Below are 11,868 nucleotides of genomic sequence, written 5' to 3' on the forward strand. Positions count from 1 at the left end.
GTGGCGACGACGGCGTAGCCCAGCTCGCGGTAGGCGCTGACGAGCGCGCCTCCGATGCCCTGCGATGCGCCGGTGATGACCGCGACCTTCTGACCCGGGTTGCTCATGAAATGACCTTTTCGATGGGAGGGTATTGCCGACCGATCACTAGCCGAACGGTCGCCTACCAAAGCTAGACGACCGGTCGGCGGGTGTCAAAGGGGATGGCAGCGTCCGCCTCGTCCGCGATCTGCGCTTCCCGCCGTGGAACGCGAGGGTGTAGGTGTTCACTCCGTCCGGCCGGTACACGGTCCGGCCGGCCGTTCCCCCGGGCTCCAGTCCCGGCCTGCTGGGGGCATCGGCTCGACCGCAGGGTGCGGGAGGGGCTGGTGCCGAGAGGTCGTCATGTACGGTTCCTTCGGTCAGAGTTGGGGTTCCCCAAACACTCCGCGCGAGCGGTTCGGCTCATCCAGCCTGGCCGATTCTGTGGCCGGACTTCGCCCTGACCGGCGGGTCGACCGCGTGAGCGGACATCTCTACGGACACGTACGGACAGGCGGGTGGTGATGGGGAGTTGACCCAGGTGGAGCTGCGGTGGAGGCGTCCTCCCGCGCCTGGGTCGCGGCGCCCCCAACGGCAACAAGCGATCTCGGAGCTACGGGCACAGGGCCGGTACGGGCCCACCTTCTGGGAGGTGCTGCCCGGCTTCGTCGGCCTCGGCCTGACCATCGGCCTGCCGGTGGGCTTCCTCTCCTGGATGTGCGCGGAACTCGGCGTCGTCGGCCTGGTGCTGGGCCTCGCCGCGCTCGCAGCCGTCACGGTGCTCCTCGTCCGCTGGCGCCGCGCGGCCGCCCGCCGACGCGGTGGGCTCTACACCCCGGCCGAACTCGCGAGGCTCGATGACCACGGCCTGGCGGCGGCCGCCGAACGGATGCTGCTCCGGGACGGCTGGCACGTCATCGCCATGCCGGTCGCGAGGCGGCCGCGCCTGTACGCACGCGACCGCGGCGGCCGCCGGCTCGACGTGCGGTTCCACCCGGCGGACAAGGCAGCGGACGAGGACGTGCCGACCGGTCCTGCTCCGCTGCGTGAGGCGGGCCGCCCCGGGGTCGATGACCTGATCCGGGTCGTGGTCAGCAAAGGCGCGTACAGCCGCACCGATGCGCTGTGGGCCTCCCGCCAAGGCGGCGTCCACCTCCTCGACGGCCACCAACTGCAGAAGTGGGCCGCCGGGGAGTCCCTGGACGACCTGGGCCTGCCCGGCTGAAAGCTCTTTCCATGATCATGCCAAGCTCGGGCGCTGCAGCATCGCCCTCAGCCATGCGCCGCAGCCCCAGCTTGGCCTGCTTCACCTGTGGCGCCTCGGCCGATGCTCTTGCTGTCACCAGAGGCGTCCCGAAATGACAACTCACGCGTCCTCTGAGGGTAAGTGGGAGGGCGTCGGCGGCCCTACTGTTGCCTTCATCACTCCGTAGAGAAACGGTGGCCCACGGCCAACCCCCCAGCCCTTACGGATCCCTCGGCGCGACGACGGTCGACCTCCGCCGGGCCGGTGCCCTCGGGAACGGCGGCGGTGAGCTCGACCAGGAACTCCCCCATGTCGCTCCCCCTTCTCCCCCGCGGGGCCCGCCGGCCCCTCGCGACGACGCACAGAAGGCAGTTCAGCCGCCCATGTGCTCCACGGGCGCACACCCTGCCACGCGACGGCACGCACACCTTTTGGAATATTTCGAACGGTCGCCTACTTTGGCATAGGCGACCGTTCGACTAATAATCGGTCATCCTCGTCTCCCTGGAAGAAGGTCCTCATGAGCACGCAGGAAGGGCGAGCTGGCCCCGGTCATCGACACCACCTTCCCGCTGAAGGCCATCGCCGACGCCCACCGCCACCTGGAGCACGGCGGACAGGTGGGCAAGATCGTCGTCACCGTCCCCGCTGGTACGACAAGGCCGACACGCCACAAGGGTTGCCCGACTCGATGGTGACCCGTCTTTGACAGCGACCGGCGGCGGTCAAGCCACGCCCGGCCGCCCGCACCGGCTTCGCTCCACAAGCGGCACAGGCTGAGCCCACCGATTCGGACGCCGCCGAAGCCACGCCACGCTTTCGCACGACACCGCGCCCGAGGAGGCCCGGTCCATCGCGTGCCCCGTGATTCCAACGGCCCCCTTCGCAGTACCCCCCACTCAAAGGACAGGCATCACCATGCAGACCTCCGCCCACATCGGCGTCACCGGCCTCGCGGTCATGGGCCGCAACCTGGCCCGCAACTTCGCCCGGCGCGGCTACACAGTCGCCGTCCACAACCGCACCCCCGCCCGCACCCGGGCACTCATCGAGGAGTTCGGCCACGAGGGCACCTTCGTCCCGGCCGAGACGCCCGAAAAGCTTGTGGCTGCCCTCGAACGCCCTCGCCGCCTCATGATCATGGTGCAGGCGGGCGCGGCGACCGACGCCGTCATCGCCGAGTTCGCCCCGCTCCTGGAGCCCGGCGACATGATCATCGACGGTGGCAACGCACACTTCGCCGATACCCGTCGCCGCGAGGCTCAACTGCGTGAGAGCGGCATCCACTTCGTCGGCGCGGGCGTCTCCGGCGGCGAGGAGGGTGCACTCAACGGTCCGTCGATCATGCCCGGCGGGTCGGCCGAGTCGTACGCCGTGCTCGGCCCGATGTTCGAGACCATCAGTGCGAAGGTCGACGGTGAGCCGATGAGCACCCACATCGGCACCGACGGCGCCGGGCACTTCGTCAAGATGGTCCACAACGGCATCGAGTACGCCGACATGCAGCTCATCGCCGAGGCGTACGACCTGCTGCGGCAGGTCGCGGGATACACCCCGGCAGAGATCGCGGACATCTTCCGTACCTGGAACCAGGGGCGGCTGAACTCGTACCTGATCGAGATCACCGCCGAAGTCCTCGCTCACAGGGACGCTGCCACCGGCAAGCCGTTCATCGACGTCGTCGTCGACGGCGCCGGGCAGAAGGGCACCGGCCGCTGGACCGTGCAGACCGCCCTCGACCTCGGCTCGCCGGTCACCGCCATCGCCCAGGCCACCTTCGCCCGCGCCGCCTCCGGCCAGTCCGACCTGCGCGCCGCCTACGCGAACCTGCCCGGTGGCACCACGCCGCCACTGAGCCGCAGCGAGGCCGAGCGCTTCACCGCACAGGTGGAGCAGGCCCTGTACGCGTCGAAGGTCATCGCCTACGACCAGGGCTGGAGGATGATCAGCGACGCCGCCGCCGCACACGACTGGGACATCGATCTCGGTGCCGTCGCCTCGATCTGGCGTGCCGGCTGCATCATCCGCGCCGCCTTCCTCGACCGTATCCGCGCCGCCCACGCCGACAACACCGAACTGGTCAGCCTGCTCGCCGAGGACTCCTTTGCCCAGGAGATCGGCGATGCCCAGGTGCCGTGGCGCGAAGTCGTCGCCTCCGCTGCCCGGCGCGGCATCCCTGTCCCGGCGTTCTCCGCCGCCCTCGCCTATTACGACACCCTGCGCGCCGACCGCCTGCCCGCCGCCCTCCTGCAGGGCCAGCGCGACTACTTCGGCGCCCACACCTACCAGCGCACCGACCGCCCCGGCAACTTCCACACCCACTGGGCCGAGCCGGGCCGCCCCGAGACCAAGGCGTAACCGGTCTCACCTGGACCGAACCGCCACGCGACACGAAACCGAGCAGGGAGCTCTGACCAGAAGTGAGCACACGACTGTCCGTATCGGACTTCGAGTGGACCGAGTTGGACCAACGGGCCGTGGACACCGCCCGCATCCTGGCCGCGGACGCTGTACAGAAGGTCGGCAACGGCCATCCCGGTACGGCCATGAGCCTGGCGCCCGCCGCGTACACCCTCTTCCAGAAGGTGATGCGGCACGACCCGGCCGACCCGGAGTGGGCCGGGCGCGACCGTTTCGTGCTCTCCGCCGGGCACTCGTCCCTGACCCTCTACACCCAGCTGTACCTGGGGGGCTTCGGGCTCGAACTGGACGATCTGAAGGCGTTCCGCACGTGGGGTTCGAAGACCCCGGGGCACCCGGAGTACGGCCACACCGCGGGTGTGGAGACGACGACCGGCCCGCTGGGCCAGGGTGTCGCCAACGCCGTGGGCATGGCGATGGCCGCCCGCTACGAGCGCGGTCTGTTCGACCCGAAGGCGGCCCCCGGCACCTCCCCGTTCGACCACCGCGTCTACGTGATCGCCGGTGACGGCTGCCTCCAGGAGGGCATCTCCGCCGAGGCGTCCTCGCTTGCCGGTCACCAGAGGCTGGGCAACCTGATCCTGCTGTGGGACGACAACCACATCTCGATCGAGGGCGACACCGAGGCCGCCGTGTCCGAGGACACGATGAAGCGGTACGAGGCGTACGGCTGGCACGTCCAGCGGGTCGAGGCACAGGCGAACGGCGACCTGGACCCGGCCGCCCTGTTCGCGGCGATCAAGGCCGCCGAGGCCGAGACCGAGCGTCCGTCGTTCATCGCGATGCGCTCGATCATCGCCTGGCCCGCCCCGAACGCGCAGAACACCGAGGCCGCGCACGGCTCGGCCCTGGGCGATGAGGAGATCGCGGCCACCAAGCGCGTCCTCGGCTTCGACCCGGAGCAGACCTTCGAGGTCACCGACAAGGTCATCGGTCACACCCGCGCGCTCGGCGAACGTGGCCGTGAGGCCCGCGCCGCGTGGGAGAAGTCCCTCGCCGAGTGGCGTACGGCCAACCCGGAGCGGGCGACAGAGTTCGACCGTATCCAGGCGAACGAACTGCCCGAGGGCTGGGAGGCGAAGATCCCGGTGTTCGAGGTATGCAAGAGTGTCGCCACCCGTGCCGCGTCCGGCAAGGTCCTGCAGTCGCTCGGCGCCGTCATCCCGGAGCTGTGGGGTGGCTCGGCCGACCTCGCCGGTTCCAACAACACGACGATCGACAAGACCTCGTCGTTCCTCCCCGAGGGCAACCCGCTCCCGGAGGCCGACAAGTACGGCCGCACGATCCACTTCGGCATCCGCGAGCACTCCATGGCCGCGCAGATGAACGGCATCGCGCTGCACGGCAACACCCGCATCTACGGCGGCACTTTCCTGGTCTTCTCCGACTACATGCGCAACGCGGTCCGCCTCTCGGCCCTGATGCACCTGCCGGTGACGTACGTCTGGACCCACGACTCGATCGGTCTGGGCGAGGACGGTCCGACGCACCAGCCGGTGGAGCACCTGGCCTCACTGCGCGCAATCCCCGGCCTGAACATCGTCCGCCCGGCGGACGCCAACGAGACCGCCATCGCCTGGCGCGAGATCGTCAAGCGGCACACCCGCGTGTTCGGAAAGGGCGCCCCGCACGGCCTCGCGCTGACCCGTCAGGGTGTGCCGACGTACGAGCCCAACGAGGACACCGCCAAGGGCGGCTACGTCCTGCTCGACGCCGAAGGCGGCGACACCCAGGTCGTGCTGATCGGCACGGGCTCCGAGGTGCACCTGGCCGTCGAGGCCCGCGAGCAGCTCCAGGCCGCCGGCATCCCGACCCGCGTGGTCTCGATGCCGTCCGTCGAGTGGTTCGAGGAGCAGGACCAGGCGTACAAGGACAGTGTTCTGCCGCCGTCGGTGGAAGCGCGGGTCGCCGTCGAGGCCGGCATCGGTCTCACCTGGCACAAGTACGTCGGAGACGTCGGCCGGATCGTCTCGCTGGAGCACTTCGGTGCCTCGGCCGACGCCAAGGTCCTCTTCCGCGAGTTCGGCTTCACCGCGGACAACGTCGCCGCGCAGGCTCGGGAATCCCTGGCCGCCGCCCGCGCCTGATCAGTACGACTCAGTAGACCCGAAAGAAGCTGAACACCGTGAGCAACGCCGTTGACCCCCTCAAGTCTCTTTCCGGCGAAGGCGTTTCCATCTGGCTGGACGACCTGTCCCGCAAGCGTATCGAGTCCGGCAACCTCGCCGAGATCGTCGAGAGCAGGCACGTCGTGGGCGTCACGACGAACCCCTCGATCTTCCTGGCCGCCATCGGCTCCGGCGAGGGGTACGAGAACCAGCTCGCCGACCTCGCCGTGCGCAGTGCGACCGTCGACGAGGCCGTCCGCATGATGACCACGGCCGATGTCCGCGCCGCCGCCGACATCCTGCGCCCGGTGTACGACGCGACGGGCGGCAGTGACGGCCGCGTGTCGATCGAGGTCGACCCGCGCCTGGCCCACAACACGGTGGCCACCATCGCCGAGGCCAAGCAGCTTGCCTGGCGCCGAAGTTCTTCCCCCAGGTCGTCCAGCAGCTCAAGAAGCACGGCCTCGCCGACGCCCCCGAGGGTTCCTGGCGCCGCGCGGTCATCGAGAAGCCCTTCGGTCACGACATCACGTCGGCCAAGGAGCTGAACCGGATCGTCCACGACGTCTTCGCGCCCGAGCAGGTCTTCCGGGTCGACCACTACCTGGGCAAGGAGACCGTCCAGAACATCCTGGCGCTCCGCTTCGCCAACCAGATGTACGAGCCGATCTGGAACCGCGGTTACGTCGACCACGTGCAGATCACGATGGCCGAGGACATCGGCATCGGCGGCCGCGCCGGCTACTACGACGGCATCGGCGCCGCCCGCGACGTCATCCAGAACCACCTGCTCCAGCTGATGGCCCTCACTGCCATGGAGGAGCCCGCCGCGTTCGACACCGAGTCGCTCGTGACGGAGAAGCTCAAGGTCCTCAAGTCCGTTCGGCTGCCCACCGACCTGGCGAAGTCCACGGTGCGTGCCCAGTACGCCCAGGGCTGGCAGGGCGGCGAGAGCGTGCGCGGATATCTGGAGGAGGACGGCATCGCTCCGTCCTCGATCACGGGGACGTACGCGGCGATCAAGTTGGAGATCGACAACCGCCGCTGGGCGGGTGTCCCCATCTACCTGCGTACCGGCAAGCGCCTGGGCCGCCGCGTCACCGAGATCGCGATCGTCTTCCAGCAGGCGCCCCACTCGCCGTTCGACCCTTCGGCCACGACGGAGCTCGGCGAGAACGCCCTGGTGATCCGGGTCCAGCCTGATGAGGGAGTGACCATGAGGTTCGGCTCCAAGGTGCCCGGCACCTCGATGGAGATCCGGGACGTGACCATGGACTTCGCCTACGGAGAGTCCTTCATGGAGTCCAGCCCCGAAGCATACGAACGCCTGATCCTCGATGTGCTGCTGGGTGACGCCAACCTCTTCCCCCGCACGGAAGAGGTGGAGGAGTCCTGGCGCATCCTCGACCCCGTCGAGGAGCACTGGAAGACGCACGGCAAGCCCGCCCAGTACACCTCGGGCAGCTGGGGCCCGAAGGAAGCGGACGAGATACTCGCACGAGACGGACGGAACTGGCGCAGGCCATGAAGATCGACCTGACTGACACCACGGCAAGCAAGATCAACAAGGCGCTCGCGCAAGGGCGCCGGGCCATCGGGACGCCCGCCGTGGGCATGGTCCTCACGATGGTTGTCGTCACCGACGAGGAGAACGCTCACGACGCCCTCAAAGCTGCCGAGGAGGCCTCGCGCGAGCACCCCTCGCGCACCCTCGTCGTCATCGAGCACGCCGCCCGCTCCCCGCGCGACCGGCAGGGCAACCGTCTCGATGCAGAGGTGAGGGTCGGCGCCGACGCGGGGACCGGCGAGACCGTTCTGCTGCGGCCGTACGGCGAGATCACCGACTTCATCGACTCCGCAGTGCTGCCGCTGCTGCTGCCTGACGCGCCGGTCGTCGTCTGGTGGCCGGTCGACGCCCCCGACACTCCCACCGAGGACCCGCTGGGAGCACTGGCGCAGCGCCGGATCACCGACCTGTACGCCGTCGAGCAGTCCCGCCCGGTCCTTGAAGCGCGCGCACACTCCTATGCGCCCGGGGACACCGACCTCGCCTGGACCCGCCTCACACCATGGCGCTCGACTCTGGCAGCTGCCCTGGACCAAGCCAGGATCGAGGTGGTCTCGGCGGCGGTGGAGAGCGAGGCCGGCAACCCGAGCGCGGAACTGCTGGCCCGCTGGATCGAAGCCCGCCTGAACGTTCCGGTCGAGCGGATCGTCAGCGCAGGACCGGTCATTACGGCAGTGCGCCTGGGGACCGGATGCGGCGACATCGCCATCAGCCGCCCCGAGGGCCCGCTGGCCACGCTGTCCATCCCAGGGCAGCCGACACGCTCCTTCGCTCTGAAGGTCCGCACCACTGCTGAACTGATCGCCGAGGAGCTCCGGCACCTCGGCGCCGACGAGATGCACGCCGTCGCCCTTCGGGGCGCAGACGCCGAGGAGAACCCCGCTCATGTCTGATTCCCCCAGGCTCAACCAGCTGCCCGAGTGGACGGCCCTCGGCAAGCACCGCGAGCAGCTGGGCGACACCCATCTGCGGGAGCTGTTCGCCGCCGCCCCGGAGCGCGGCTCCGCCTACACCCTGCGGGTCGGCGACCTGTATCTGGACTACTCCAAGCACCTGGTGACCGACGAGACGCTCCGACTGCTGCGCGAGCTCGCCGCGGCCACCGGCGTGGCCGAGCTGAGGGACGCGATGTTCCGCGGCGAGAAGATCAACACCACCGAGGACCGGGCCGTCCTCCACACCGCGCTGCGCGCCCCGCGCGAGGCCGTGATCGACGCTGACGGCGAGAACGTCGTCCCCGGTGTGCACGCCGTGCTCGACAAGATGTCCGCCTTCGCCGAAACGGTGCGCGCCGGCGAGTGGACCGGACACACCGGCAAGCCGGTGAAGAACATCGTCAACATCGGCATCGGCGGCTCCGACCTCGGCCCCGCAATGGCGTACGAGGTCCTGCGCTCCTGCACCCGGCGGGATCTGACGTTCCGTTTCGTCTCCAACGTCGACGGCGCCGACCTGCACGAGGCCATCCACGACCTCGACCCGGCCGAGACGCTCTTCATCATCGCCTCGAAGACCTTCACCACCATCGAGACGATCAGCAACGCCACCTCCGCCCGAGAGTGGCTCCTCGCCGGTCTGGGGGCCGGTCAGGAGGCCGTCGCCAAGCACTTCGTGGCCCTGTCGACCAACGCCGGCAAGGTCCAGGACTTCGGCATCGACACGGCCAACATGTTTGAGTTCTGGGACTGGGTCGGCGGCCGCTACTCCTACGCCTCCGCCATCGGACTCTCCCTGGTGATCGCCATCGGCCCGGACCGCTTCCGCGAGATGCTCGACGGCTTCCACCTCGTCGACGAGCACTTCCGCACTACCCCTGCCGAGAAGAACGCTCCACTGCTGCTCGGCCTCCTCGGCGTCTGGTACAGCGCCTTCTTCGACGCCCAGTCGCATGCCGTGCTGCCGTACTCGCACTACCTGTCGAAGTTCACCGCGTACCTCCAGCAGCTCGACATGGAGTCCAACGGCAAGTCCGTGGACCGCGAGGGCCGGCCCGTCGACTGGCACACCGGACCGGTCGTCTGGGGCACACCGGGCACCAACGGGCAGCACGCGTACTACCAGCTGATTCACCAGGGCACCAAGGTCATCCCGGCCGACTTCATCGGCTTCGCCGAGCCCGTCGCCGACCTGCTGCCCGGCCTGGTCGCCCAGCACGACCTGCTGATGGCCAACTTCTTCGCCCAGACCCAGGCGCTGGCCTTCGGCAAGACGCCGGACGAGGTGCGCGCCGAGGGCGTGGCCGAGGAGCTCGTCCCGCACAAGACCTTCAAGGGCAACCACCCCACCACCACGATCCTGGCGAAGGAGCTCACACCCTCCGTCCTCGGCCAGCTGATCGCGCTCTACGAGCACAAGGTCTTCGTCCAGGGCGCGGTCTGGAACATCAACTCCTTCGACCAGTGGGGCGTCGAGCTCGGCAAGGTCCTCGCCAAGAAGATCGAACCGGTGCTGGCCGAGGGCGACGGAGGCGATGTGCCCGGCCTCTCCCCGTCCACTGCCGCGCTCGTCGCCGCCTACCGCGACGCGCGAGGACGTTGACGCACGTCCGCCCGGCATCCCTGCCGTGGTCAAGCCGGCCAGAGCTCGGAACGGCGCATCCTCCCGCCTCGGTGAACCGGTCGGGAGGATGCTGCAGACCTGCGGTCCGGACTGGTCGCCGGCCACAGACCGGCTGCACCATCCGCTTCCGGCTCGCCCCGCCGCACCGCGGCCACATACCGCATGGCCCGGGCACGATCACCGGTGCCCGTCGGCATGGACATCCCTACACCGCTCACGAAGGAAGTGATCTCATGGGCGAACTCGTTCTGGTGCGCCACGGCGAGACCGAATGGACGCTGTCACGACAACACACCAGCTCCACCGACCTGCCGCTCACGGCAAACGGAGAGCGGCAGGCGCGGGCGATCGCACCCCTGCTTTCCAACCGACGCATCGCGCTGGTGCTCACCAGCCCCCTTCAACGAGCCGTACGCACTGCGGACCTCGCAGGGCTACAGCATCACGAAGTCGAACCCGACCTCCGCGAGTGGGAGTACGGCAGTTATGAGGGCATCACGACCGCAGAGATACATCGCACCCGGCCCGGGTGGAATCTGTGGTCGGACGGAGTGCCGCCGGGCCCCGACGGTCGTTCCGGGGAGAGCCCGGAGCAGGTGGGCGCTCGCGCCGACCACCTACTGGCACGCATCGGTGGGCTCCTCGAGGACGACTCCGACGGCGACGTCGTCCTGGTGGCGCACGGCCACTTCCTGAGAGTCCTGACCGCTCGCCGGCTCGGGCTACCGGCCTCCGCCGGCGCGCTCTTCCTGCTCGACACCGCGACCGTCAGCTCGCTGGGCATCGAGCGCGGACGCCCAGTGGTCACCTCATGGAACGCACGCGCCGCCGTCCAAACCCCTCAGGCAACCACGGCAAGGGTGGAGTCCGGCTGACCCTCGCATCCACCGGATGGGCAACCTCTACGACTCCCGCCCCATACAGGCTTCCAGGTTGTGCGGATCTCTGATCAGGCAGTTCGGGCACAACGGCCGCTGACAAGTACCGTCACCTGATCCACGAGCGCGGCATCGCCCGAGGACCGCCCACCGCCATGGCACCGCACACCGCCTCTGCTCGAAGCGCCCGGCGGGCCGGGCAAGCGCTGACCACATGCGCACCGAGCTGGTCATCGACGCGCTCGAGGCGGCCGCCCGCACCCGTGGGGGTGACCTGGCCGGGGCGGCTTTTCACAGCGACAACGGCGCTCAGTACGCCTCGAGGGACTTCGCGAAGGCATGCCACAAACTCGATGTGATCCGTCCTCGCGGAGCGGTCGGGACGAGCGCGGACGACGCCGCGGAAAGCTTCAAAGCGGCCCTGGAGCGAGAGACCCTGCAGGGCCGAAAACGCTGGCCAGGAGTACGCGAGGCCCGCCTCGCGGCCTTCCGGCGGATCACCCGCTACAACACCGGGAGGCGCACACCTTTGACAGTTCTCGACCGGTCGTCTACTTTCAGATAGGCGACCGGTCGATTAGAGGCCGACCGGACGATTATCCATACACCCACCTGAAACGGAGACCTCCTGTGTCCACTCCCGTGAAGCTCGCAATCGTCTACTACTCCTCCACCGGCACCATTACCGAGATCGCCAAGGAGCTCCACGACGCCGGCATCAAGGCCGGTGCGGAAGTCCGCCTGGTCAAGGCCGCCGAGCTCGCTCCGCAGGCCGCCATCGAGTCCAACCCGGCCTGGGCCGCAAACCACACCGCCACCGGCGGCACGCCCCACGCGACCCCCGAGGACATCGAGTGGGCCGACGCCGTCATCTTCGGCACCCCCACCCGCTTCGGGAACGTCTCCGCACAGCTCAAGCAGTTCATCGACACCCTCGGCGGCCTGTGGGCCCAGGGCAAGCTCGCCGACAAGATCTACAGCGGCTTCGTCTCCAGCGCCACCGCGCACGCCGGCCAGGAATCCACCCTCCTCGCCCTCTACAACTCGATCCACCACTTCGGCGGCATC

At 69.0% G+C, this 11,868-nt stretch carries 9 protein-coding genes and 4 pseudogenes; 11 read left to right on the forward strand and 2 right to left on the reverse strand.

Annotated elements, in window-relative coordinates:
- Positions 1 to 107: pseudogene (locus AB0N06_RS35545) on the reverse strand (3-oxoacyl-ACP reductase); the annotation flags it as partial.
- A gap of 566 nt (positions 108 to 673) precedes the next feature.
- Here AB0N06_RS35545 and AB0N06_RS35550 point away from each other — a divergent pair.
- Positions 674 to 1,246, forward strand: a complete 573-nt coding sequence (locus tag AB0N06_RS35550; protein ID WP_366138824.1) for a hypothetical protein — start codon at positions 674 to 676, stop codon at positions 1,244 to 1,246.
- Positions 1,247 to 1,443: 197 nt separating this feature from the next.
- On the opposite strand, the gene AB0N06_RS35555 is transcribed toward AB0N06_RS35550, so the two are convergent.
- On the reverse strand, positions 1,444 to 1,578 hold the full coding sequence (locus AB0N06_RS35555) for a hypothetical protein (RefSeq protein ID WP_366138825.1): 135 nt from the start codon (positions 1,576 to 1,578) through the stop codon (positions 1,444 to 1,446).
- Positions 1,579 to 1,809: 231 nt separating this feature from the next.
- Between AB0N06_RS35555 and AB0N06_RS35560 the strand changes: the two genes are divergently transcribed.
- The 10 genes and pseudogenes from AB0N06_RS35560 to AB0N06_RS35605 all read left to right on the forward strand — a co-directional run.
- On the forward strand, positions 1,810 to 1,965 hold the full coding sequence (locus AB0N06_RS35560) for a zinc-binding dehydrogenase (protein ID WP_366138832.1): 156 nt from the start codon (positions 1,810 to 1,812) through the stop codon (positions 1,963 to 1,965).
- A gap of 220 nt (positions 1,966 to 2,185) precedes the next feature.
- Positions 2,186 to 3,625, forward strand: coding sequence for an NADP-dependent phosphogluconate dehydrogenase (gene gndA / locus AB0N06_RS35565; RefSeq protein WP_366138826.1), 1,440 nt, complete (start codon positions 2,186 to 2,188; stop codon positions 3,623 to 3,625).
- A 62-nt stretch (positions 3,626 to 3,687) separates the two neighbouring features.
- Positions 3,688 to 5,775, forward strand: a complete 2,088-nt coding sequence (gene tkt / locus AB0N06_RS35570; protein ID WP_366138827.1) for a transketolase — start codon at positions 3,688 to 3,690, stop codon at positions 5,773 to 5,775.
- A 29-nt stretch (positions 5,776 to 5,804) separates the two neighbouring features.
- Positions 5,805 to 6,212 (forward strand): annotated as a pseudogene (locus AB0N06_RS35575) (transaldolase family protein); the annotation flags it as partial.
- Between the two features lie 2 nt (positions 6,213 to 6,214).
- Positions 6,215 to 7,324 (forward strand): annotated as a pseudogene (gene zwf, locus AB0N06_RS35580) (glucose-6-phosphate dehydrogenase); the annotation flags it as partial.
- On the forward strand, positions 7,321 to 8,256 hold the full coding sequence (opcA, locus tag AB0N06_RS35585; protein WP_366138828.1) for a glucose-6-phosphate dehydrogenase assembly protein OpcA: 936 nt from the start codon (positions 7,321 to 7,323) through the stop codon (positions 8,254 to 8,256). The pseudogene zwf and the gene opcA, both read left to right, overlap by 4 nt.
- Complete coding sequence (pgi, locus tag AB0N06_RS35590) at positions 8,249 to 9,901, forward strand: glucose-6-phosphate isomerase (protein WP_366138829.1); 1,653 nt, start codon at positions 8,249 to 8,251, stop codon at positions 9,899 to 9,901. The genes opcA and pgi overlap by 8 nt, the downstream gene beginning before the upstream one ends.
- Positions 9,902 to 10,155: 254 nt before the next feature.
- Positions 10,156 to 10,797, forward strand: coding sequence for a histidine phosphatase family protein (locus AB0N06_RS35595; RefSeq protein WP_366138830.1), 642 nt, complete (start codon positions 10,156 to 10,158; stop codon positions 10,795 to 10,797).
- Between the two features lie 175 nt (positions 10,798 to 10,972).
- A pseudogene (locus AB0N06_RS35600) lies at positions 10,973 to 11,323 on the forward strand (DDE-type integrase/transposase/recombinase); the annotation flags it as partial.
- Between the two features lie 107 nt (positions 11,324 to 11,430).
- Positions 11,431 to 11,868, forward strand: a 438-nt coding sequence (locus AB0N06_RS35605) for an NAD(P)H-dependent oxidoreductase (protein WP_366138831.1), incomplete at its 3' end; no start/stop codon positions are given.

Origin of the sequence: Streptomyces sp. NPDC051020 (assembly GCF_040683105.1) — a bacterium.
In the GTDB taxonomy this organism is placed as follows: domain Bacteria; phylum Actinomycetota; class Actinomycetes; order Streptomycetales; family Streptomycetaceae; genus Streptomyces.